This is a genomic window from Massilia sp. FBCC-B171, from assembly GCF_059134155.1.
In genome coordinates this window covers 2,214,334-2,237,062 of record NZ_CP101443.1, presented here as the reverse complement: position 1 = coordinate 2,237,062, position 22,729 = coordinate 2,214,334, and the positions used below count along the sequence as shown (strand labels likewise).

The following is a 22,729-nucleotide window of genomic DNA, read 5'->3' as shown; positions in this document are numbered from 1 at the left end:
CTTTGCCGGGAGGGCTTTTAGTGATGGCGCTTCGCCCCGGCCATCTTCGCCGTCGTATAGATCGAGAACAGCGCGGCCAGGCCTACCAGCACATAAATCAGGCGCGCCGCCGGGCTGCCGGGGCCGAAGATGGTGGCGACCATGTCGACTTCGAATAGTCCCACCAGTGCCCAGTTCAGGCCGCCGACAATCAAGAGGACCATCGCCACGTAATCGAGTGCCGACATGGCCGGGCGCCCGCCTTCGCGCACATTGGTGCGGCGTTCGGGGCCGGTGCGGCGATCCATGGTCGGTGCGTTCATTGTTGCCATGATGTGCTCCTTCGCATTCTCGGTCGACAGAAACGGCAATGCAGACATTGCCGCCGCATATCTCAAGATAGCAAAATCTGTCGCCTTTGGGGCGCGCAGCAGCCTAGCAGCCTTGTCAGCCTTTCCAGGTCCGGTTCAGCCCGGTGTCGGCATGGATCCAGCCGCCTCTCGGGCCGGAGCGGTAGTAATAACCGACGCCGCCCTGGCGGAAGCTACGAATCAGGCCGCCAAGCACTTCTTCGCTAAGGCTGGAAATGCGGATATCGGCCGCCTTGCCCACCATGTGCAGCGACTTGCGTGCAGCCGGGATGCCGGCCTCCAGCAGGCGCGCGTTCGAGGCCGGCGTGCGGTAGCCCGACAGGATCTCGAGGGGCTGTTCGAGGCCATAGCGGGCGATGAAGGCCTGGGTGCCCCACAGCATTTCGAACAGTTTCGGGTCGATCGGCGCGGTTTCGCGGCCATTCACGTCGCGCAGCAGGTGGCACAGCTCCTGGTAGGCGGAGTCGATGACTTCGCCGTCTTTCCAGTAGAGCAGCTTGGCGCGTTCGCCACTGGCCGGGCGCGTCACCGTCAGCGTGCGCGGCTTGACCCAGAAATCGAGGTCGAGCAGCTGGGCGTCGAACAAATCGGGAGGGGGTGTCAGGTCGGCGGGGGCCGCCTGCGGCGCCGCCTGGGCGCTGCCGATCAGGGTCGGGGCCAGTGCGCCGAGCGCCGACAGGCGCATGCCATGATGAAGAAAATCTCTGCGGGAAGCCATAAAGTACTCATCTTTGCGAAGGCCGTACTATAGCCTAATGAGTTCGGCTGAAACAGGTGTGTTCTGTTGCTTAATCGCTGCACTTACAGAAGCGCTTGGACTTGGCATCAAGACCTTGCGATTCGGCATCGAGCTGCTTCCACATCAGGCTGCACTCGAGCCCGAAGCAGGATTTTTCGAGGCCGGCATTGGCGTAGCCATGGCGCTCGTAGAAGGTGGCGCAGCTGGCGGGGCTGTGGAGTTGCAGCTTGCGGATGTTCCAGGCACGGGCTTGTCCTTCGACCGCCGCCAGCAGGGCGCGGCCGACGCCGATGCGCAAGGCGCCCGGCTCGACATAGCACAGGGCCAGCTTGCCGGCCTGGGTCAGCAGGGCCAGGCCCAGCAACTGGCCGTCGCGTTCGGCGACGAGGGCGTGGTTGGTCGTGGATGCGAACCAGGCCGCGACGGTGTCCGGCGTCTTGTTGGCAAGCCACGAATCGAGGACGTCGGGACGGCCGCGGTGATCCGGCTCGCAGACTTGCTCGATCGAGCGGCGCAGCAGAGCGCAGGCGGAGACGGCGTCGGCCGGTGCTGCTTTGCGAATGTCGATACCCATGACCATCTTACCCAGTGATTCGTAATGACTGTTTCTGTTGCCCGGCAGTACGCTTTTGACGGCGCCGGCGATGTGCGGACTATACACCGAAAGCCGCAGAGCTTGCCGGAGCCCATGCATACCTTGCGCCGCTTCTAAGCATATGACGAAAGTATTCTTCCGTTTTCCCTTCAATAAACGGAACATGCACGATGTTTCCATTGTATTTAAAAAGCGAGAAAAATATGCCAAGCACCCGCCTCAATCCCCTGCGCCGCTGGATCCTCGCGCTCGCCGTCGCCGCCGCCCTGCCTGTAACGGCAAACGCCGCCGACCCCGAGCTGCTGAACGTGTCCTATGACGTGGCGCGAGAATTGTACAAGGACATCAACCCGGCCTTCGTCGAGAGCTGGAAGAAGAGCACGGGCGAAACCGTGACGATCAAGCAGTCGCACGGCGGCTCGAGCAAGCAGGCGCGTGCCGTGGCCGACGGCCTGGAGGCGTCGGTGGTGACGATGAACCAGGCCAACGACATCGACATGCTGTCCGACCGCGGCCTGGTGACCAAGGATTGGGCCAAGAAATTTCCGAACAATGCGGCGCCCTACTACTCGACCATGGTGTTCCTGGTCCGTAAAGGCAATCCAAAAGCCATCAAGAACTGGGACGACCTGGCGAAACCCGGCGTGCAAGTCATCATCCCGAACCCGAAGACGGCCGGCAATGGCCGCTACACCTATCTGGCGGCCTGGGGCTCGGTACTGAAGAAAAAGGGCGGCACCGAAGCGCAGGCGCGCGACCTGGTCACCCGCATCTTCAAGAACGTGCCGATCCTCGACGCCGGCGGACGTGCGGCCACGACCACCTTCACCCAGCGCCAGATCGGCGACGCCCTGGTGACGTTCGAAAACGAAGTGAGCATGGTGCGCGCCGAGTTCGGCGACAACTTCGAGGTGGTCTACCCGACCGTGTCGATCCTGGCCGAGTCGCCGGTCGCCGTGGTCGACAAAGTGGTCGACCGCCGCGGCGTGCGCAAGCAGGCAACGGCTTACCTGAACTTCCTGTACACGCCACTGGGCCAGGAAATCGGCGCCAAGCACTTCCTGCGCGTGCGTAACGAAGCCGTCATGAAGAAGTTCGCGGGTAATTACAAGCCGATCAGCCTGTTCTCGGTCGACGAGCTCTTCGGCGGCTGGCGCAACGCGCAAAAAGTCCACTTCGACGATGGTGGCGAGTTCGACAAGATCTATCAGTCGAAATAAGCATTCTCTTTTCGAACAGGCAATGTAATTGCCGCTCTATAAAGGCCCTGTTACAACGCAGGGCCTTTTTTTGTCACTAAATAGTACCCTTGTGTTCGGTATTTGCTTGTGCGCCATAGACACCAGGAAATGTGGGTGCTATCTTTCCCCACTTGGGTGTGCTCTAAAGCAAGATAATGCGGCGCTCCCCCGGCGCCTGGCCTCAACCCGATACCTATTCCACGACCCATGATGAAAAAACTGTTCGCTGCCGTCCTGTTGTCGATCTCGTCTGCTGCCGCAATCGCGGTGCCTTTCGGTTCGCAATCTGTGCTGGTGGTTGAAGATGACACCGGCAAGATTTTGCTGGAAAAGAATGCCAGCGCCGTGCTGCCAATCGCTTCGCTGACCAAGCTGATGACCGCCATGGTCATCCTGGACGCGAAGCAGGACATGGACGAGCTGATCGAAATCGACCGCAGCGACGTCGACACCCTCAAGCACAGCACTTCGCGCGTGCCGGTCGGCGCCAGCATCCCGCGCCGCGACGTGCTGCAGCTGGCGCTGATGTCCTCGGACAACCGCGCCGCCGCTGCCCTGGGCCGTACCTACCCGGGCGGCTTCCTTGCCTTCAAGGCAGCCGTGCGCCGCAAGATCGCCTCGCTCGGCATGCACAACACACAGATCGAAGAGCCGACCGGCCTGTCGCCGAACAACCGCTCGAACGGTTCGGACCTGGTCAAGATGGCGCGCGCCGCCGCCGCCTATCCGGAGATCAGCGAGCTGACCACGGACGCCAAGAACATCATCAACATCAACGGCCGCGGCGTCGAATACCGCAACACCAACCGCCTGGTCGGCGCGAATGGCTGGGACATCGGCCTGTCGAAAACCGGCTATACCCAGGAAGCCGGCCGCTGCCTGATCATGAGCATCACGACCGCGGGCAAGAAGGCGACCATGGTGCTGCTCAACGCCAGCGCCTCGTCGGCCCGCATTCTCGACGCACTGAACGTGCGCCGCTACCTGGCCGGCGAAGAAGCGCCGGTCGCGCGCATCGCCAAGGCGGCGCGCTCGTCCCGGATCATGAAGGCCGGCAGCCGCGCACCGCGCTTCGCCGCCAGCAGCGCCAGCCCGCGCATCAAGTCCGCCAGCGGGCGCGTCGTGCTGGTCAAGACCAAGGCCGGGACGCGCAGCAAGGCCAAGGTCGTCGCGACCAAGAAGAAAGTGGTCGTGGTGCGCAAGCGCCGTAACTGATCGAACGGGCCGGTTTGGCCCGGTTCCAGACGAAAAGGGATTCCCGCGCAGGCGGCAATCCCTTTTTTCTTGCGGCTCGCCGGCGGCGCGGCAGTCCCATCGCGAGTAGAATGCGGGTCGTTCACTAAGAAAGCTTCCAATGAAAAAGACCGCCCTTGCAAAAAGCGATGCCAAGAAGATCATGGGCCAGATGGGCTCGCGCAGCGCCTCCTTCGGCGCCGCCGAAGCCGCACCCGTCGACCGCCGCGAACAGCGCGAGCGCGAACGCGCGCTGGGCCTGGTGCCGTTTGCCGTCAAGCTCAATGGCGAGCTGGTGGCGCAGCTGCAGGCGCTGGCCAAGGAACGTGGGGTTGACATGAACCAGCTGGCCGATGAAGTGCTGCGCAAGGGTCTCGCTGGCTAACTTGCCTTTGTAGGGTGGGCCGGGCTGTTTGGCCGGGGGACATAGGTAACACTTGTCGGGAGACATGGGTAACACTTCTTTTATGATTATTGCACCTCAAGAACTGGGAGCGTGCGATGCCTTGGAAGGAGTCCTCTACCATGTCAATGCGACTGGAGTTTGTCCGGCTTGCGAGCGCTCCGGGCGCAAACGTTCAAGCCATCTGCGCGGCTTACAAGGTCAGCCGGAAGACGGGCTACAAGTGGCTCAAGCGCTTTGTTGCGGAAGGGGAAGCGGGACTGGCAGATCGATCGCGCCGCCCGCATTCTTCGCCTGCTCGCTCCAGTGACGAGCTTGAGGCGAGCGTCCTGCGATTGCATGATCAGTATGACTGTTGGGGTAGCCGAAAACTGCATGCACTGCTTCCAAAGGAAGCCAGCTTGCCCCATCCCAGCACGATCGATGCCATTTTGCGGCGTCACGGCCGACAAATACATGGCAGCATAAAAGGCCCAGATGCCGCTACAAAGCGCTTCGAGCACGCCGAGCCAAACATGCTTTGGCAGATGGACTTCAAAGGTCACTTCGCCTTGAGTGACAGTCGGGCAGGACGGTGTCATCCTTTGACTGTGCTGGACGATCACTCCAGATTCAACCTGTGTTTGGCAGCCTGCAGCAACGAGCAGACCAGCACCGTCAAGGCTGCGCTGACCGCCACGTTTGAGCGCTATGGGTTACCAGACCGGATTACAGCCGACAACGGTCCACCCTGGGGGCTGCCGCGTGGCATGGGAATATCAACGCTTGAAGCTTGGTTAATTCGGTTGGGTATCCGCGTCGGCCATAGCCGTCCCTATCACCCGCAAACGCAAGGCAAAGATGAACGGTTTCATCGGACATTGAAACTCGAAGTCATTACCCGCCACGGTTTCCCATCGATTGCCGACTGCCAGGCGGCGTTCGACGATTGGCGCGCGATTTACAACCACCTTCGTCCACATCAGGCCCTGGGTCACGCTACGCCCATGGACCGCTACCGTCGCAGTGGCAGGGAGTTCCCTGCCGTACTTCCGCCAGTGGAATACCTATCTGGAGACCGAGTTTTGAAAGTGAGAGGAAACGGCCACGTCATGCTCAAGAAGCACGAGTGCTTCATCGGCGAAGGGCTCATAGGACATGAAATTGCGCTGCGGGCGACCGATATCGATGGCGTCTACAAGGTCTATTTCTGCGGCACCGAATTGCATGAAATTGACACGACCAAGTTCGGGTAACATGGCCAAAATAGTGTCACCTATGTCTCCCGACAAGTGTTACCCATGTGTCACGGCCAAACACGGGCGGCGAACCGCTCTTGAGCCCACGCGGTACGGCGGTGACGCAGTCGAAATGCAAGCGGTGTACCGCGTGGGCACGAGTGCCCACCCTACGTTACTGTTCAGCCGCAGGCCAGATCACCGCTCGATCAAGTTGCGCAAGCCACTGGCGCGGTGCGTCCTTCTCGCCACCGCTTCGGCCAGCACCGCCCCGTTCGGCGTCACCAGCGTGAATTCCGCACTGGCGCGCGTGATGCCGGTATAGACCAGCTCGCGCGTCAGGATGCCGTGGCGGTCTTCGGGCAGCACCAGCACGGTGTGGCGGAACTCCGAACCCTGCGATTTATGCACCGTCATCGCATACGCCGTCTCGACGCTGCGCAGGCGCGTGGCCAGCACGCTGCGCACTTCGTCGCCTTCCAGGAAATACACACGCAGCGAACCGGGACGCGCCGGGTCGCTTAGCGTCAGGCCGATGTCGCCGTTGAAGACGCGCGTGCCGTAATCGTTGCGTGTCACCATCACGGGACGCCCGACATACCATTCGCCGGCGCGGCCCAGCAGGCCCGCCGTCTTCAGGCTCGCTTCGATCGCCGTGTTCAGCCCCGATACGCCCCACTCCCCCTCGCGCACCGCGCACAGGATGCGGAAAGCCTCGAAGCGCTGCAGCACCGCGCGCACCCAGTCTTCATGAATGCCCGCCGGCCCCGCACTCAGCAGTTCCAGGTAAGGCTGGTAGCCGGCCAGCGCCAGGCGCACCACCTGGTGCTGGTGCGCGCCCTCGATCCAGCGCAGCCCAGCTTCGCCGCCCCCGCGCAGCACCGCTTCGGCTGCAGGCGCGTCGCCCGCGTTCACGGCCAGCGCCAGTTGCCCGATCGGGCCGCCGAAGCGGCGGCTGTGGCGCAGCATCACGGTTTGCTGGGCCAGCGGCCCGGCGCTGCCGAGGAATTCAGGTGGCATTTCCTCGCCGCTGGCCTCGCGCACATAGGCCGCAGTCTCGAGACTGTAGCCGCCGGCCTGGGCGTCGTGGCACAAATCGCCGAGCACGGCGCCCGCTTCCACCGAGGCCAGCTGATCCTTATCTCCCAGCAGGATCAGGGTGGCGCCGGCGGGCAGCGCGTCGAGCAGGCAGGCCATCATTTCCAGGTGCACCATCGAGGCTTCGTCGACGATCAGCACGTCGACGTCCAGCGGATTGCCGGCGTGGTGGGCGAACGAACGCGTGTCCGGCCGCGCGCCCAGCAGGCTGTGCAGGGTGCGGGCAGCACCCATGCGGCTGGTGAGTTCGCGCAGCGGCAGGGCTTCGCCGACCCGCTCGGCAAGATCCGTGAGCGCCTTGTCGATCGACTGCTTCAGGCGCGCGGCGGCTTTGCCGGTCGGAGCGGCCAGCGCGATGCGCTGCTGGGCGGCATCCGGGGCGACGGCGAACAGCAGCGCCAGCAAGCGCGCCACCGTATAGGTCTTGCCGGTGCCGGGGCCGCCGGTAATGATCGCAACCGACCCGCGCAAGGCGACGGCGCAGGCCAGCTTTTGCCAGTCGGGTTTGGCCTGGGCGCGCTGGGTCGTAAACAGCAGGTCGAGCCAGGTGCGCACCTGGGTGGTTTCGACCGGATGCAGGGCCGCGGCGCGCGCGCGGATGCTGCGCGCGACCAGGGTCTCGTCGCGCCAGTAGCGGCGCAGGTACAGGCGTTCGCCATCGAATACCAGCGGCGCGCCGTAATCGAATTCCTCCACCTGCCATACCTGCTCGCAGGCGGCCAGCTGCGCAGCCCAGGCCCTGGCGTTCTTCGGCAGCGGCGCGACCGTGCCGGCCAGGCCCTGCCATTGCTCCTTCGTCCAGCCGAGCAGCGCGGCCGGATCGTGGGCCAGGTCGGCCAGCTGCAGGCAGCTGTGGCCGCGGCCCTCGAGTTCGGACAGCACCAGCGCAGCCAGCAGCACGGGCGGCGCGACGGCGCCGAGCGAATCGACGAAGCGGGCAAAGGCCGTGGACAGGCGCCGCAGCTCGCCCTCTTCGGTCAGGCGCAGCGCTTCCTCCCAGAGTGCGGCGCTGGAAACGGCGGCGAGGGTGTCGTGTTTCATGCGTCGTTCCCGAGGAGGTGGTCCAGCCCGTCGAGCAGTTCGACGTCCGGTTCTAACAGGCAGCAGCCATGGGTCGCCGTGTTGGCGATCCCGCGCAGGAACAGGAACACGGCGCCGCCCAGCTGGCGCGCCGGCTCGTACGCGTCGCCGAGCCGGCTTTTCAACAGGCGGTGCAGGGCCAGCATGTAGATCGCGCCCTGGATGTCGTAGCGGTGCCCGGCCATCCCCTCTTCCATCGCCCGTTTGGTGTACCCGGCGTCGTTCGGACCCAGCGCGTTCGACTTGTAGTCGAGCACCCAGTACTTGCCCGCGTGTTCGAACACCAGGTCGGCGAAGCCCTTGAGCATGCCGTGCAGGGCGCGTTCGGGCAGGCCCGGACGCGCGGTTTTTCCCAGCAGGCGGCGCCGGCACAGGCGGTCGAGTTCACCCAGGTCCAGGCCTTCGCTCGGGAACCAGAATTCCATCTCCGGCACCGTTTCGGTGATCTGCGACAGGCTGGCGCCGATCGGCGGCAGGCTGGTCGCGACGATGGTGCGCAGCCAGGCGCCGGCGTCTTCCAGGCGGTGACCCCAGCCGGCGCGCTCGATGCGCTGCGCCAGGCGCGCGTCGAAATTCGGGTCGTCGATGGCGTCGAAACCCTCCTGCCCGATCCATTCGAGCTGCTCGTGCAGGAAGTTGCCGGGCACCGAGCCGCGCGGGAAGCGGTGCCAGGGCGCGTCTTCCAGGCGCAGCGCCGGCGCCGGCTCCTCGTCCTCGAGCAGGGTTTCTTCGGCAGCGCGCATGGGCGGCGCCATCGTGTGGCGCGTGATCGAGGTAAACGAGCCGACCGACCAGTTGCGCTCGAACTCGGCCTCGAAGGGCGGCGCCTCGATCAGCGCGGGCCTTTCCTCGACCCGGTTGAGCATGGTGCAGCCGTCCAGCGGGTCGAGGGCGTGCAGCTCGATGCCGCTGCAGTCCCCGCGCAGGCGTCCCAGGTGTTCGCCGACCAGGCTGGTGGGCACGGGCGCACCGCCGCTCATCAGGTAGCCGAGCGCCGACTCGTGCAGCTTGTTCTCGTCCTTCTTCCTGCTGGCGGCCGCCGCCACGCCCAGCCACAGGAAGTGGCGCGCGCGCGTGAGGGCGACATACAGCAGGCGCAGGTCCTCTTCCAGGCGCGCCCGGTCGACGGCTTCCAGCGCCTCGTCCGAGAGCGCCAGGTCGATGCGCCGGCCGCCCTCCTCGTCGACGTACTCGAAGAAGCTGCGCCGGCGCCGGTCGGTCTTCCTCGCACTGGCGGCAAACGGCAGGTAGACCAGCGGGTATTCCAGGCCCTTCGACTTGTGCACGGTGACCACCTTCACCAGGCGCGCATCGCTTTCCAGGCGCAGCACGCGCTCGTCGCCGCCTTCGCCGAGTCCCTCGATCTGTTCGGCGAACCACCTGATGAGAGCCTGCTCGCCGTCGAGCTGGGTGCTCGCTTCCTGCAGCAGTTCGGCCAGGTGCAGCAGGTTGGTGAGCCTGCGCTCGCCGCCCGCTTCCTTCAACAGCCGCGCCGGCAGGCCGAGTTCGTGGATGAAGCGGCGCAGCATGGCCAGCACGCCCTGGCGCTGCCAGGTCGCGTGCAAGCCTTTCAATTGCTCGACGCGCTCTTCCCACACGGTTTCGTCGCCCGAGAGCCGGGCCAGTTCGGCCAGCGGCAAGAAGGCCGTGCGCGTGGCCAGCGCGGCGCGCGCCAGCGTGCCGTCAAGCGGGCTGGCGACCGCATACAGCCAGCGCAGCACGTCGGCGGCCTCCTCGCTCTCGACCACCGAATCCTTGTCTGACAGGTAGACGCTGGCCACCTTACGCCGCGCCAGGGCATGGCGCACGGCGGCCGCCTCCTTGCGGTCGCGCACCAGCACGGCGATATCGGCCGGCTGCAGGCGCAGGAAGCGTCCACCCAGGTTCTCGGGATCGGGTTCGGCGAAACCGACCTGGGGATCGTTGAGCAGGCTGACGATGTGCTCGGCGCAGTGGCCGGCGAAGAAGGCGCGGTACTCCTCGGCCTTCATGTCCTGCTGGTCCGTCGTGCACAGCGCCAGCGCCTGGTAGGGCCCGTCGACGCCGACCAGGTGGGCGCCGCGGCCGGCGGCGCGCACCGATTCGAAGGGCAGCGGATTGAGGTGGCCACGGCGGAAGCGGAAGGCGCCGGCAGTGTGGCCCGGATGCTCGCCATGGCCTTCGGCGTGGCGGAACAGCTGGTTCACCGCCGCCACCAGCGCCGCCGTGGAGCGGTAGTTGGTGCCGAGCTGGTAGTGGCGCCCTTCGGTGGCGCTGCGCGCGGCCAGGTAGCTGTGGATGTCGGCGCCGCGGAAACCGTAGATCGACTGCTTCGGGTCCCCGATCAGGAACAGGCCCTGGGCCGGGTCGTTGTCCTCGACCCGGTACAGCAGGTTGAAGATGCGGTACTGGTCGGGCGAGGTATCCTGGAATTCATCGATCAGCGCAACCGGGAACTGGTTCACGATGCGTTCGCGCAGGGCCTCGCCGTTCGCGCCTTCCAGCGCCTCCTTCAGGCGCGCCAGCATGTCGGCGAAACCGAACTGGCGGTTGCGCGTTTTGAGTTCCGCCATGCCTCGCGCGATATGGCCGGCCGCGTGCCGCAGCAGCGCGTGGCCCAGCGGCTCGATCTCCGCCAGGGCTTCGCGCAGCCCATCGGTGCAGCCGAAGCAGTCCGGCACCACCGCATGAAAGCAGGAACCAAAGGCGTCTTCCAGGCCCGCCGGCGCCAGGCGCTTCCAGGCGGTCTCGTTCATGTCGGGTTCGACCAGCGCCGGATCCTGCGCCCAGGCGCGCAGGGCTTCGAACCATTTCGGCACCGAGTCGGCGCGCATCTTGTTGCCGTTGAAGGCTTTCGGATTGCGCTCACGCTGGGCTGCGATCCAGCGCTCCATCTCGTTGGCGCGTTCGAACCAGCCTTCTTTCAGGCGCGCGAGTTCGGCCTGCTGGCTGCGCTGCACGCGTGCCACCAGGCTGCCGAGCGGCTCGTGGTCAGGCATGCCGAGCGTGGCCGTGCGCTGGACCAGGTCGCGTACGGCCGTCTTCATGGCGCCGACGTCGCGCCAGCATCCCAGCACCGCGCCCAGGCTGGCGCTGTTCATGGGGTAGACGTGCTGGCGCCAGTAATCGTGGGCGGCGTCCTCGAACAGCGCGCGCTCGTCGCTGACCAGTTCTTCGTCGAACAGGCTGCCGGAATCGAAGGCGTGCTCGCGCAGCATGCGCTGGCACCAGGCGTCGATCGTGAAGATGGCCGCTTCGTCCATCGTCTCGGCCGCCAGCACCAGGCGGTGGGCGGCGACCTGGCGTTCGCTGTCGCTGTCGTAGCTGCCGGCCAGCGTTTCCAGGTAGGGGTCGGACTCTTTCGCCTCGCCGCGGAAATAGGCCGCGGCGCCGACCAGGCGTTCGCGCACGCGGTTGGCCAGCTCGCGCGTGGCGGCGCGGGTAAAGGTCATCACCAGGATCTGCGACGGCAGCAGCGGACGCGCGAAAGCGTCCTCGCCGCCATGCCCAAGCACCAGGCGCAGGTAGAGCGCGGCGATGGTCCAGGTTTTACCGGTGCCGGCGCTGGCCTCGATCAGGCGCGAGCCGTGCAGCGGGAAGCTCAAGGCGTCGAGCAGGCGGCTCATGATGTTGCTCCCGCATGCTGTTCGATGGTGATGGTGCCCATCCAGCGCGCCAGCGGCCCGTAGAGGTCGTGCGCCAGGTCGGGCCAGCCGCCGGCGGCGACCAGCAGCGCAAATTCGGGCCACAGGCGCGCCAGGGAGGGTTCGTCCTTCACCTCGCCGCGGATCTCGTGCTTGCCGTCGTAGACGACGCGCGCATCGACGCCCGCCAGCTCGGCCAGCGCGGTCTTGCAGGCGACCGGCAGCGGCGCGTCGAGGTTGCGCTGCCACAGCCAGACGATATTGCCCAGCACGGCCAGCGCCTCCTCGCGCTCGATGGGCGCCAGCGTCAGCACGGCGTCGCGCGCCACCAGGCAGCCGGTGAGGCTCGCCCCCGCTGCGCTCGCGGCCAGTTGGCGCAGCCAGGGCGCAATGAGCTTGTCGCCGCGCGGTGCGCCCTTCTTGTCGAGCACCTTGGACGAAGTCTGCATCAGCCAGGCCGTGCGTACGCCGTCGCTGCGCAGGCGGTCGATCCAGTCTTCCAGCAGCACGCCGTCGAACTCGAGCCTGATCGCCAGCTTGGGCGCGGCCTCGGGGAAACGTGCGCCCAGCGCCAGCCAGCTGCTACGCACCGGCACCAGGCCGTCGACCAGCTGCTGCTGCCACTGGCGCCCGACCAGGCCGATCGGCAGCACGCCTTCGCGCGCCAGCCGTTCCGCGCGCGCATCGAGCTTCTGGCGCACTTCATCCGGGGCCTCGACCTTGCCCAGGTCGTCGAGCAGGCTGTCTTCCAGGAAGTAGCGCTCCAGCGCGTCGAGCGAGAACGGTTCCTCGTCCTCGCCGATCACTTCGGCCGCATTGAAGACCACGCCCAGGCGGCGGCGGAAGAAGTAGCGCGAAGGCTGGCGAAGGAAGCTGGCAAGTTCCGAAAGCTTGAGGCGAAAATCGGCTTCGAGTTCGTAGCGCGGCAGGGTGTCGGCGGCCGCCTCGTCCTCGGCGCCGTCGGCCTTGCCGTGGGCTGTACGCCATTCGCGCGCATAGGTCAGCAAACCGCCCTCTTCGAAATAACGCCGGCTGAAAGGCTGCAGCGCGTGTTCGGTGGTGAGCGTATCGAGGTCGAGCTTCCAGCCGGCCTGCAGGTAGTCGCGCAGCTGGGCCACCAGCACCGAAGCCGGCTGCTCGCTGTTGTCGCGCACGTTGCGTCCGACCCAGCTGACATAGAGCTTGTCGCGCGCGGCCAGCAAGGCTTCGAGCATCAGGTAGCGGTCGTCGTCGCGCCGCGAGCGGTCGCCCGGACGGCTCATGCCGGGCAGCGAGAGCAGGTCGAAATCGTTTTGCGGCGTGCGGCGCGGGAAGTCGCCATCGTTCATGCCGAGCAGGCAGACGGCGCGGAAGGGCACGGCGCGCATCGGCATCAGGGTGCAGAAGGTCACGCCGCCCGAGACGAACTGGTGGTTCAGCGTCGGCTGGTCGATCTGGCCGAGCCAGGCTTCGCGCAGCACGGCCAGCGGCACCGCTTCGTCGAACTCGCCGCCTTCGGTCATCTCGATCCAGCAATTGAGCGCTTCGTTGAGCTGCGCGAGCGTGATGCGGTCGTCTTCTTCGCGTCCGTCGAAGAATGCCGCGAGCAAGGCGCGCGCCTGCACGCCCCATTCGCTTGGGGTGCGCGACTCGGCCAGGCGTGCGCGCCACGCCAGCAGGCAGTCGACGAACTGGGCCAGCGAACCGGCCAGGGCCGCATCGAGCCCGCCCACTTCGCCATAGGGTTCGATGTCGCCGAAGCGCGCGCCGGCGCCGCTGGCGTAACCGAGCAGCATGCGCCGCACCCCGAAGATCCAGGCATTCTGCTCGCCGGCTGCGCCCAGGCCAAGCCCCGCGCGGTGCGCGCCGTCGAGGCCCCAGCGCACGCCGGCGCCGTCGATCCAGGCGCCCAGCGTAGGCAGGTCGTCTTCACGCAGGCCGAAACGCGTGGCCACGGCCAGCACGTCGAGCAGGTCGCGGATTTCGCTCTGGCGGCAGCGCTGCTGCGGCAGGCGCAGCAGCCATTCGAGGGCGACCAGCAAGGGATTGACGCTGCGGTCGCGCGTGTCGCCGATCTCGAAGGGGATATAGCGCGGGTCGCTGCGCTTGTGCTGGTCGAACACGGCGTGGATCGCGGCCGAGAAGGTGTCGATGTCCGGCACCATGACGACGATGTCGCGCGGGCGCAGGCTCGGGTCCCGGGCGAACCAGGACAGCAGCTGGTCGTGCAGGGCCTCGACCTCGCGCTGGGTGCTGTGGGTGATGTGGAATTCGATCGAACGGTCCGAAGCCGGTGGCGGCTCCTGCGGGTGCTCGCTCAGGGGCCGCAGGTCGCGCACGGCGGCTTGCACCTGCTGCAGCAGGGTCTCGCCGTCGCCGTCGGAGAACAGGTCGATGCGCAGCTTGGTGATGGCCTCAAGTTCGGGGCGGCCTTCTTCGTTGTCGAACTCGTCGAGCATGCGCACGAAATCGCGGCCCTGGCGGCCCCAGCTCGCCAGCAGCGGATGGCTGTGCGCATGCAGTTCCTCGATCGGCAGCGTGGCCAGGTCGACGCCGCCGCGCGCCGGCTGGCGCTTGTAGGCCGCTTTCAACAGTTCGCGGCCCTCGATGATGTCGCCCCAATAGAACTGGCAAGGGTTCGGCACCGCCAGCAGCACCTGCGTGTGGCGCGAGAGCGCGGCAATGGCCTGCAGGGTCTGGTAAGGCAGGGCCGACATCCCGAACAGCACCACGCGGCGCGGCAGCTTGCCCACGGGCGGCTCGCCCGACAGCACTTTTGCGACGAACACTTCGTGGATGGCCGCGCGCCCGCTGCCGCGCTGCATCGGCGGCACGCTCTCGTGCACGGCGCGCCACAGGCGCGCCTGCCAGCACTGGTCGGGGCCCAGGGGAAGCGGCTCGCCGCCGGCGCGGCGGAGCTGGTCGCGCCCGATTTCCCAGTCGGTCAGCCAGTCGGCGCGGTAAACCTGGTACTGGTCGAACAAATCGGCCAGGCGTTCGGCCAGCTGCAGGCGCCGCTCCGGGCAGCCGTCGCCAAGAAAATGGCGCAGCGGCGCGAATACGGGCTCGTTCAGCAGCGTCGGCAGCAGCCGCATCAGGCGCCAGGTCAGCGGGTCGCGGTCGAAGGGCGAGCGGCTCGGCACCCGTTCGCGCCCCAGCATGGCGCGATAGGCTTCCCACAGAAAACGCGCCGGCAGCGCCACGCGCGTGGCAGCGCATACGCCGAGCTCCTCGGCCAGCGCGATTTTCAGCCATTCGGCAAAGCCGTTCGACTGCACCAGGACGGTTTCCTGCTCCAGGGGCCCGAGCGGATGCCGGCGCAGCCAGTCGAAGACGGCAGCGCGCAGCATTTCCATCTGGTTGCCGTGCAAAATCAGCAGGCCGGGGGTGATCGTGGAGGCGGACATCAGGGATGGTGGATTCGGGAGCTCAGGCGCAACAGGATACTCTTTTTGCGGGCGCGGCGAAAGGCGCAGGGCGTCTCAGAGCCCATCCGTGGCGCGCGCGCCAAGCTCCGCTGCCACCTGGCGTTCGAGCTGCGCAAAGATGCTGCGCAGACTTGCCCCCAGAGCTTTTGCTTTGGCCGGGTCCGCGCCCTCGTCCTGGCGCTCGAGCGCGTCGCAAAAATCGGCGAATGCCAGCGCGCCCACGGCCCGCGCCGACGATTTCAGGCGGTGCGCGACGGCGCCGGCGCGCGCCAGGTCGTTCGACGCCAGTGCAATGTCGATTTCGCCCAGGCCGTCGCGCGCGCTGTCGAGGAACATGAAGGCGAATTTGCGCATCTTGGCCGGGTCGTCGCCGAAGGTGGCGGCCAGCACGGCGGTATCGAACAGGGGTGCACAGCGCTCTGCTGCCGGGGAATCGGCCGCCACGGCAGCGTCCTGCGCGTCGGCCTGCCAGCCCGATTGCCCGGCTGCGGCGCGCCCGATCGCGCGCGCGATGGCCGCCGCCAGCTGCTCGGGCGCCACCGGCTTGGTCAGGAAGCCGTTCATGCCGGCCGCCATGCAGCGCGCCTGGTCTTCCAGGCCTGCGTTGGCCGTCATCGCGATCACCACCGCGTCGCGCAGCGCCGGATCGGCGCGGATGCGGCGCGTGGCTTCGAAGCCGTCCATGACCGGCATCTGCACGTCCATCAGCACGCAATCGAAACGCCGGCCGCGCATCAGGTCCAGGGCCTCGCTGCCATTGGCGGCGACCAGCACCTGCGCACCGGCGCTTTCCAGCAGCTCGCGTCCGACCTGCTGGCTGAAGGCATTGTCTTCGACCAGCAGGATGAGGGCGCCCTCGAGGCGCTGCCCGCCGCTCGACGGCGCGGGCGCCGCCTTGCGCGCCAGGCCCGCATCCGGCGCACCGCCCTGCCCCAGGCGCGCCGTGAACCAGAACATGCTGCCGCGTCCGCGCTCGCTCTCGACGCCAGCCTCGCCGCCCATCAGCTCGGCCAGCTGCTTGCTGATCACGAGACCGAGACCCGTGCCGCCGTAGCGCCGCGTTGTCGACGGATCGGCCTGGTGGAAGGGCGTGAACAGCTGCGCCAGCGCCTCTGCTTCGATGCCGATGCCGCGGTCCTCGACCTCGAAGCGCACCAGGACGTCGGTGCCGGCCGCATGCAGCGCGCGCGCCCGCACGGTCACCTCGCCATGCTCGGAAAACTTGATCGCATTGCCCACGAAATTGAGCAGCACCTGTTCCAGGCGCAGCGGGTCGCCGCGCAGCGGCCGCGCAAGTTCGGGCGCGATGTCGAAGACCAGGCGCAGGCCGCGCGCCTCGGCGGCTTCCCCGAGCTGGGTCTCGAGGTTCTGCATCAGGGTGTCGAACCGGAAGTCGAGCAGCTCCAGTTCCAGGCGCCCTGCTTCGATCTTCGAAAAATCGAGGATGTGGTTGATGATGCCGAGCAGGTGCTGGCCCGAGTGGAAGATCTTTTCCAGGTAATCGCGCAGTTTCGGGTCATGCGCCGATTTCAGCGCCAGGTGGGTCATGCCGATGATGCTGTTCATCGGCGTGCGGATCTCGTGGCTCATGTTGGACAAAAAATCGCTCTTGGCCTGGTTGGCGGCGTCGGCCGCTGCTTTGAGCTGGTGCAGTTCGGTGACGTCGGTGGCCACGCACAGCACGCTGCCGGCGTCGCCATCCAGGCGCAGCGGCACCGTCACTTCCCACATCTGGCGCGGCGCGGCGCCGGGCAGGCGCAGCTCGACCTGGCTGGCGCGGCGCGTGCCGTCGAACACGGCGCGCTCGCGCTCCCAGGCGGCGTCGGCCAGGTTCGGCGGCATGACCTCGCGGTCGACGCGGCCCACGATGCGCTCGGCCCCCTGGCCCAGCGCCAGCGCCATCTTCGCGTTCACGTAGCGAAAGCGCCGGTCGCGGTCCTTCATGAAAACGAAGGCGTCGAGGTTGTCGAGCACCGTATCGAGCAGGGTGCGCTGCTCGATGGCGCCGCGGCGCGACCAGTAGAGCGACAGGAACAGGCTGTAGACCAGCAGCGTGGCGCCAAAACCGACCGCCATTGCCAGCAGCGGCAAGCGGCTTTCGCTGGGCAGGAACATGGCGCTCCTGGGTGCGGAAAAGTGCGCCTTCCACAGGCTGCCGCTGAAGTCGACGGGCAGCACCGCCGTGAAGCTGGCGACGCCGTCAAGCATGCGCGTGCGCACGGCGCCGTCGCCATACAGCAGGCGGTCGTTCGAGCCAATGGCCAGCGGCGCGCCGCCCTTGCCGGGACCGGCGGCAAACAGCGCCAGCGAAACAGGATCGTTCGCCTGCGTGCCGAGCGCGCCCTCGACCAGGGCCGGCACCGAGAACGAGACGCCGACGCCGCCGATATAGGCCGCGCGCCGCGCTGCCACCGTGGACGGCGCCTGTGCGCCGCGGTAGACCGGCGCGCGCACATTCAGTGCGAGATGCGGCGTCGGCACCTGCACCAGCACCGGCTGGCCCGAGGCGCTGATGCCGCCGCGGTCGCGCGCCAGCGCCATGGCGGCGGCCGGCACTGCATTCACGCTGATGTCCATGCCGAGCTTGCCGGCCGCCATGGCAGGCGGCTCGATGTAGTTCAGCACCGTGTAGCTGGGGCGCCGGCCCGCCGGGAAGATCCTGAAATGCGGATAGCCCTTCGGATCGACGCTGGTATCGAGCCGTACCTGCGCCTCGAAGGCATCGCGCTCGGCGTCGCTCACGACCTGGGCGTACGACACGGCGTCGATCGCCGGGTAGTTGCGGCGCAAATCGAGGGCGCCGACGTAACGGTGAAATTGCAGCCGCGTGACCGGCCTGTCGCCGGCCGCGAACAGCGACACCAGCGCGCGCGTGGCGTCGAGATAGGACTTGATGGCGCCGGCCAGGCGCTCCTGGGTGGCGCGGGCCCGGTTCTCGAAACGGCGCCGCGCTTCTTCTTCGACCGCGCGCGAGGCGGCCATGTGCAGCATCGCTCCCACCAGCAGCGCCAGCCAGAGGCCGGCACCCCACAGCACCACGCGCGTGGTGCCGCGCGCTCCGGCGGCTGCGCCTATGCTGCGGGTGATCGACAGGGCCATCGATGTTTGCGAGCCTTGGGTGATGAAAGATTGTTGATAATATACGCTATCGGGTCGCCAACGGGGCGCCCAGCTGTAAGGAAGACGAATGCACAAGGCAGTTATGGAATCGGCGGCGCTGGACGACCCGCATGCATGGCTGGAAGACGTCGGCGGCGACGCGCCGCTGGCCTGGGTGCGCGCTCACAATGCGGTCGCGGAACAGGCCCTCGGCGGTCCCGCCCACGAGGCCTTGCGCGCTCGCCTGCAGGGCATCCTGGATGCGAAGGAGCGCATCCCGTATGTCCGCCAGCACGGCGGCTACCTGTACAACTTCTGGCGCGACGCGCAGCACGAGCGCGGCCTCTGGCGCCGCACTACCATGCTTGAATACCGCAAGGAGGCGCCGCACTGGGAAACCGTGCTCGACCTCGATGCGCTGGCGCTCGCCGACGGCGAGAACTGGGTCTGGGCCGGCGCCACCTTCCTCGAGCCGCAGGGCAGGCGCTGCCTGGTCTCGCTTTCGCGCGGCGGGGGCGACGCCGACGTGGTGCGCGAATTCGACCTGGCGCAGCGCGATTTCGTGGCGGGCGGCTTCAGCCTGCCGGAATCGAAAGGCAGCGTGTCCTGGATCGATGAGGACACCCTGTTCGTCGCCACCGATTTCGGGCCCGGCTCGATGACGGCGTCTGGCTACCCGCGCATCGTCAAAGAGTGGCAGCGCGGCACGCCCCTTGGCGACGCGCGCCTGGTCTTCGAAGCCGAGCCGAGCGACCTGTCGGCGTCGGCGCGCAAGGACCTGACGCCCGGCTTCGAGCGCGAGTTCGTCACGCGCCAGGTCGGCTTTTACAGCAGCGAACTGTTCCTGCGCGAGGGCAGCCGCCTGCGAAAGATCGAGAAACCGGATGATGCGAACGCCTTCGTGGTGCGCGACCAGCTCCTGATCGAATTGCGCTCGGACTGGCGCGTGGAGGGCCGCAGCTGGCCGCAAGGCAGCCTGCTGGCCATCGATTTCGCCGGCTTCATGCGCGGCGAACGCGATTTCACGGCGCTGTTTTCGCCGACGCCAACGACCTCGCTGGACGGCATGGCCGTCACCCGCAGCGCCCTGCTCCTGACGGTACTGGACAAGGTGAAGCACCGCCTGGTCGAACTGCGCCGCGTGGATGGCGCCTGGCACGAACGCACGGTGGCCACGCCCGGCATCGGCACCCTCGGCGTGGCCGTGCTCGATGAAATCGAATCGGACGACTATTTTCTTACCGTGACCGATTTCCTGAACCCGACCACCATGTACCTCGGCCGCGCGGGCCTGGATGCACGCGAGCGCCTGAAAGCCATGCCGGCCTGGTTCGACGCGCAACCGTACACCGTGTCCCAGTTCGAGGCGACATCGAAAGACGGCACGCTGGTCCCGTATTTCGTCGTCATGGACCGCAACGCGGCCTTGGACGGCAGGAATCCGACCGTCCTGTATGGCTATGGCGGCTTCGAGGTGTCGCTCACGCCGGCTTACAGCGGCATGACCGGCGCGGGCTGGCTCGAGCGCGGCGGCGTGTATGTACTGGCGAATATCCGCGGCGGCGGCGAATTCGGCCCGCGCTGGCACCAGGCGGCGCTCAAGGAGCACCGCCAGAAGGCCTTCGACGATTTCCTCGCGGTGGCGGAGGACCTCATTGCGCGCAAGGTCACGAGCCCGCGCCACCTCGGCATCATGGGCGGCAGCAATGGCGGCCTGCTGGTGGGCGCCGCCCTCACCCAGCGTCCCGAGCTGTTCAACGCGGTGGTGTGCCAGGTGCCGCTGCTGGACATGCGGCGCTACCACAAGCTGCTGGCAGGCGCTTCCTGGATGGGCGAATACGGCGACCCGGACATCGATGCGCAGTGGGCCACCATCGGCAAGTACTCGCCCTACCACAACGTGGTCGAGGACAAGCACTATCCGAAGGTGCTGTTCACCACCTCGACCCGCGACGACCGCGTGCATCCCGGCCACGCGCGCAAGATGGCGGCGCTGATGGAAGCGCAGGGCCACGCGGTCCTGTATTGGGAAAACATGGAAGGCGGCCATGCCGGCGCGGCCAACAACACGCAGCAGGCGCGCATGTGGGCGCTGACCTGGTCTTTCCTGCAGCAGCAGCTGGCATGAGCACTGTCTATATAGAAGAGCCGGGCCGCCCGGGCGCCGTACAGGTACGCATGCTCGCGGCGCACGAATGGCCGCTGTACCGCGCGCTGCGCCTGCGGGCCCTGGCCGACGCACCGGAGGCCTTCTGCGCCACGCTGGCCGAAGTGGAGGCGCGTACCGACAATGACTGGGCCTGGCAGCTGAACCTGGGCGTGAACTCGGGGCGCGACCGGCCTTTGACGGCATTCATTGGCGAGGTGGCGGTGGGCATGGCCTGGGCCAAGGTCGATGCAGGCGATCCATCCCGCATCAACCTGTTCCAGGTGTGGGTGGCGCCCGAAGCGCGCGGCCAGGGCGTGGCCGCGGCCTTGCTGGAAGCGGCGCTGGACTGGGCGCGCGGGCGCGGTGCGCGCGCGATGCAGTTGGGCGTCGTCTGCGGTAACGAGGCGGCCCGGCGCCTCTACGAGCGCGCCGGCTTTCGCGACATCGGCGAACCCGAGCCGCAGCGGCCCGGGTCAAGCCGGATGGAACAACAGATGCGGCTCGAGCTGGCCGGCTGAACGCCGGCCCTACCCTCGCCTTTCTGCTCTTACTGCGGCAATCCGCTGTAAGACCGCTGCTTGCCGGCCCCATACCGGACCACGGCCGGATAGCTCGCATCGATATCGACATACAAGGCCACCGCCGTCTCGACCCCGATCACCAGCGGCGGGCCGAGGCGCTCGGTGACGATGCCGGCACGGCGCAGCAGGCGCTCGATCGAAGTCGTGGTCACCGTCACATACTTCTCGATGCCGTGCTCATACCCGTAGCGGGTGATGGCCGCAAACGACTCCATCGTGATTTCCGAGAAGCCGAACTGGCCGCTGCCGCCGGTCTCGATCGCAAAGCGCGACAATTCCCAGATGTGCTCGTTGCAAGGTGCGGGCTGACCGTGCAGCAGCTGCGGGAAGGAGTCCTTCAGCATGTAGGGGCCGTCGGTCGGCAGCAGGCGCCAGCAGCCGCGCAGCATGCCTTCGCCGGGCTCACGCATCATCATGTAGTGCGGTTCGAGCGCATCGTAACCGTCGATCTCCATCCCCGACAAGACCGGCACTTCCCAGCCGAGCCGTCCCTGGAACACCTTTGCGCGAAGCGTATGCATCTCCCGCAAATCCCGGGACTGGAACTCGCGCCGTGCTGCGATATTGATTTGCAGTGCCATGTCGTTCTCCCTTTTTTGTTGACGCAGGAACATATGCGTTAGGCATAAGATTCATGCATTCCGGGCAGGAAAGTAACTAGCAGGTTTGCTAGGTGGCTAGAAAGTGACTCGGTGGAATACTAAGTTTTCCCCCGTTCACCAAGGAGACTGGCCATGCCTAACGATTTCATCAGCGAATCCATGCTTGTCCGACCGAGCATTCCCTCGGCAATGCCAATGCCCATGCGCGCGCCGCATGCGGACCTGCGTCAGTTCCGCATCAGCAAGCGTGAAAGTCAGGAAAAATTCTGGGGGCGATTCGGCGTGACGCAATCGAGCGGCAGCCGGTTTGAGACGGGGCTGGCGATTCCGGCCCCGGTGGCGATCCTGTTGAAGCTTTATGTCAACGGCAAACTTAACGATGGCGATCTTCAGGGTTAAGCAAGCCCAGTGCGATCGCCTTGACCACCGCCTGCTGACGTGTGTTGACGTTGAATTTTTGACGCACGTTAGCGAGGTGGAAATTGACCGTGGCTTCAGAGCAGCGGTTGATCATCGAGATTTCCCACGACGACTTGCCCGCCATGACCCAGTTGAGCACCTCCAGCTCGCGCTTGGTCAGGCGCGGCACCCCATGGCCTTCCTGGTGTGAAAACGGCAGCGACGACGCAAACGCATAGTCGCGGATCAGCGTCAGGCAACCCATCTTCTGCGCAATCTCGCGTGAAAATTCCTCCCCAGGCGCGGCGTCCGACGCCAGGCTCAGCAACCCAACCTCGCCGCCCGGGCCGTGGATCGGCAACGTGACGCCGGTGCGCATGCCGAAACCGCAGGCCTCCTCGTAGAGGGCGCGCCCGCGCTCGTTGCCGAACGCCTCGGGCTGCCAGACGATGGGCAAGTTACTGATCAGGCAATGGCCGACAGTCGGATCGACATAGGCGAACTTTTCGGCGTCGTAGCGCTCGCGCCACGCGTCGGAGTAATTGGTCTGTACGAAAGCGTTTTCGTACTGGGCGTGTCGCGAATGCACCACGGCATACATCACCTGATCGAGGCCGAGCGAATGCGACAGGTCGAACAGCGCCTGACGCCACGAAGTGGCATCTTTCGATTCCAGTAGCTGCACTAGCTGTGCAGTTTCGATCATAACGCTCGCCCGCCTGGTAGGAATGACCTCAATATGCAGCGTGCATGCTGTACAGAAAGCATGCGATCTAGCAATTCTAGCAATTCTGATGCAGGTTTGTTCATCTAATTTTGTAGTATTTACGCAACGCCAACCAAGACTCACCGATGCAACCGTGCGCTGCGGAAATAATTTTTCCGCTACCCTCCACCGCTGGCGATTTAACAT

At 66.4% G+C, this 22,729-nt stretch carries 16 protein-coding genes; 7 read left to right on the top strand and 9 right to left on the bottom strand.

What is annotated here, in order from left to right:
• Positions 1-17: 17 nt before the first annotated feature.
• The 3 genes from NMB41_RS10200 to NMB41_RS10190 form a co-directional block, all read right to left on the bottom strand.
• The gene (locus tag NMB41_RS10200; RefSeq protein WP_494382336.1) at positions 18-311 is read right to left on the bottom strand and encodes a DUF378 domain-containing protein; all 294 of its coding nucleotides are present in this window, start codon (positions 309-311) and stop codon (positions 18-20) included.
• 115 nt (positions 312-426) lie between these two features.
• Positions 427-1,068, bottom strand: a complete 642-nt coding sequence (locus NMB41_RS10195) for a YcbK family protein (RefSeq protein ID WP_494382335.1) — start codon at positions 1,066-1,068, stop codon at positions 427-429.
• Between the two features lie 70 nt (positions 1,069-1,138).
• Positions 1,139-1,663, bottom strand: a complete 525-nt coding sequence (locus NMB41_RS10190) for a GNAT family N-acetyltransferase (RefSeq protein WP_494382334.1) — start codon at positions 1,661-1,663, stop codon at positions 1,139-1,141.
• Positions 1,664-1,887: 224 nt separating this feature from the next.
• On the opposite strand from NMB41_RS10190, the gene NMB41_RS10185 reads away from it, so the two are divergent.
• The 4 genes from NMB41_RS10185 (at position 1,888) to NMB41_RS10170 (ending at position 5,796) form a co-directional block, all read left to right on the top strand.
• The gene (locus NMB41_RS10185; protein WP_494382333.1) at positions 1,888-2,904 is read left to right on the top strand and encodes a sulfate ABC transporter substrate-binding protein; all 1,017 of its coding nucleotides are present in this window, start codon (positions 1,888-1,890) and stop codon (positions 2,902-2,904) included.
• 231 nt (positions 2,905-3,135) lie between these two features.
• Positions 3,136-4,140, top strand: a complete 1,005-nt coding sequence (locus NMB41_RS10180) for a serine hydrolase (protein WP_494382332.1) — start codon at positions 3,136-3,138, stop codon at positions 4,138-4,140.
• A gap of 139 nt (positions 4,141-4,279) precedes the next feature.
• The gene (locus tag NMB41_RS10175) at positions 4,280-4,543 is read left to right on the top strand and encodes a hypothetical protein (RefSeq protein ID WP_494382331.1); all 264 of its coding nucleotides are present in this window, start codon (positions 4,280-4,282) and stop codon (positions 4,541-4,543) included.
• 116 nt (positions 4,544-4,659) lie between these two features.
• On the top strand, positions 4,660-5,796 hold the full coding sequence (locus NMB41_RS10170) for an IS481 family transposase (protein WP_494378336.1): 1,137 nt from the start codon (positions 4,660-4,662) through the stop codon (positions 5,794-5,796).
• Positions 5,797-5,976: 180 nt separating this feature from the next.
• On the opposite strand, the gene recD is transcribed toward NMB41_RS10170, so the two are convergent.
• The 4 genes from recD to NMB41_RS10150 form a co-directional block, all read right to left on the bottom strand.
• Positions 5,977-7,917: an exodeoxyribonuclease V subunit alpha gene (gene recD, locus NMB41_RS10165; RefSeq protein WP_494382330.1), complete on the bottom strand. Its 1,941-nt coding sequence runs from the start codon at positions 7,915-7,917 to the stop codon at positions 5,977-5,979.
• Positions 7,914-11,561 carry an exodeoxyribonuclease V subunit beta gene (gene recB, locus NMB41_RS10160; protein WP_494382329.1) on the bottom strand — a complete coding sequence of 1,216 codons (3,648 nt, stop codon included), beginning with the start codon at positions 11,559-11,561 and terminating at the stop codon, positions 7,914-7,916. The genes recD and recB overlap by 4 nt, the downstream gene beginning before the upstream one ends.
• Complete coding sequence (gene recC, locus NMB41_RS10155; RefSeq protein ID WP_494382328.1) at positions 11,558-14,965, bottom strand: exodeoxyribonuclease V subunit gamma; 3,408 nt, start codon at positions 14,963-14,965, stop codon at positions 11,558-11,560. Before recC ends, recB begins: the two co-directional genes overlap by 4 nt.
• Before the next feature lie 75 nt (positions 14,966-15,040).
• A complete protein-coding gene (locus NMB41_RS10150; RefSeq protein WP_494382327.1) occupies positions 15,041-18,085 on the bottom strand; it encodes a CHASE domain-containing protein in 3,045 nt (1,014 codons plus the stop codon).
• 88 nt (positions 18,086-18,173) lie between these two features.
• Here NMB41_RS10150 and NMB41_RS10145 point away from each other — a divergent pair, with 88 nt between their 5' ends.
• Positions 18,174-20,213 carry a prolyl oligopeptidase family serine peptidase gene (locus NMB41_RS10145; protein WP_494382326.1) on the top strand — a complete coding sequence of 680 codons (2,040 nt, stop codon included), beginning with the start codon at positions 18,174-18,176 and terminating at the stop codon, positions 20,211-20,213.
• Entirely contained in the window at positions 20,210-20,752 is a 543-nt protein-coding gene (locus NMB41_RS10140; RefSeq protein WP_494382325.1) for a GNAT family N-acetyltransferase, read from the top strand. The genes NMB41_RS10145 and NMB41_RS10140 overlap by 4 nt, the downstream gene beginning before the upstream one ends.
• A gap of 29 nt (positions 20,753-20,781) precedes the next feature.
• Here NMB41_RS10140 and NMB41_RS10135 read toward each other — a convergent pair whose 3' ends face one another.
• Positions 20,782-21,396 (bottom strand): acyl-homoserine-lactone synthase, encoded by a 615-nt coding sequence (locus NMB41_RS10135; RefSeq protein WP_494382324.1) that lies wholly within the window; start codon positions 21,394-21,396, stop codon positions 20,782-20,784.
• A 210-nt stretch (positions 21,397-21,606) separates the two neighbouring features.
• Between NMB41_RS10135 and NMB41_RS10130 the strand changes: the two genes are divergently transcribed.
• On the top strand, positions 21,607-21,816 hold the full coding sequence (locus NMB41_RS10130; protein WP_494382819.1) for a helix-turn-helix domain-containing protein: 210 nt from the start codon (positions 21,607-21,609) through the stop codon (positions 21,814-21,816).
• Here NMB41_RS10130 and NMB41_RS10125 read toward each other — a convergent pair.
• On the bottom strand, positions 21,791-22,522 hold the full coding sequence (locus tag NMB41_RS10125) for a helix-turn-helix transcriptional regulator (protein ID WP_494382323.1): 732 nt from the start codon (positions 22,520-22,522) through the stop codon (positions 21,791-21,793). The genes NMB41_RS10130 and NMB41_RS10125 overlap by 26 nt on opposite strands.
• Between the last annotated feature and the right edge of the window lie 207 nt (positions 22,523-22,729).

Bases quoted from the DNA above. Each gene is read 5' to 3' on its own strand.
- NMB41_RS10145 (WP_494382326.1), top strand. From the start codon at position 18,174: ATGCACAAGGCAGTTATGGAATCGGCGGCGCTGGACGACCCGCATGCA.
- NMB41_RS10125 (WP_494382323.1), bottom strand. From the start codon at position 22,522: ATGATCGAAACTGCACAGCTAGTGCAGCTACTGGAATCGAAAGATGCC.
- NMB41_RS10150 (WP_494382327.1), bottom strand. From the start codon at position 18,085: ATGGCCCTGTCGATCACCCGCAGCATAGGCGCAGCCGCCGGAGCGCGC.
- NMB41_RS10195 (WP_494382335.1), bottom strand. From the start codon at position 1,068: ATGGCTTCCCGCAGAGATTTTCTTCATCATGGCATGCGCCTGTCGGCG.
- NMB41_RS10185 (WP_494382333.1), top strand. From the start codon at position 1,888: ATGCCAAGCACCCGCCTCAATCCCCTGCGCCGCTGGATCCTCGCGCTC.
- NMB41_RS10170 (WP_494378336.1), top strand. From the start codon at position 4,660: ATGCCTTGGAAGGAGTCCTCTACCATGTCAATGCGACTGGAGTTTGTC.
- NMB41_RS10175 (WP_494382331.1), top strand. From the start codon at position 4,280: ATGAAAAAGACCGCCCTTGCAAAAAGCGATGCCAAGAAGATCATGGGC.
- NMB41_RS10200 (WP_494382336.1), bottom strand. From the start codon at position 311: ATGGCAACAATGAACGCACCGACCATGGATCGCCGCACCGGCCCCGAA.
- recB (WP_494382329.1), bottom strand. From the start codon at position 11,561: ATGAGCCGCCTGCTCGACGCCTTGAGCTTCCCGCTGCACGGCTCGCGC.
- NMB41_RS10130 (WP_494382819.1), top strand. From the start codon at position 21,607: ATGCCAATGCCCATGCGCGCGCCGCATGCGGACCTGCGTCAGTTCCGC.
- NMB41_RS10140 (WP_494382325.1), top strand. From the start codon at position 20,210: ATGAGCACTGTCTATATAGAAGAGCCGGGCCGCCCGGGCGCCGTACAG.
- NMB41_RS10135 (WP_494382324.1), bottom strand. From the start codon at position 21,396: ATGGCACTGCAAATCAATATCGCAGCACGGCGCGAGTTCCAGTCCCGG.
- recD (WP_494382330.1), bottom strand. From the start codon at position 7,917: ATGAAACACGACACCCTCGCCGCCGTTTCCAGCGCCGCACTCTGGGAG.
- NMB41_RS10190 (WP_494382334.1), bottom strand. From the start codon at position 1,663: ATGGGTATCGACATTCGCAAAGCAGCACCGGCCGACGCCGTCTCCGCC.
- recC (WP_494382328.1), bottom strand. From the start codon at position 14,965: ATGTCCGCCTCCACGATCACCCCCGGCCTGCTGATTTTGCACGGCAAC.
- NMB41_RS10180 (WP_494382332.1), top strand. From the start codon at position 3,136: ATGAAAAAACTGTTCGCTGCCGTCCTGTTGTCGATCTCGTCTGCTGCC.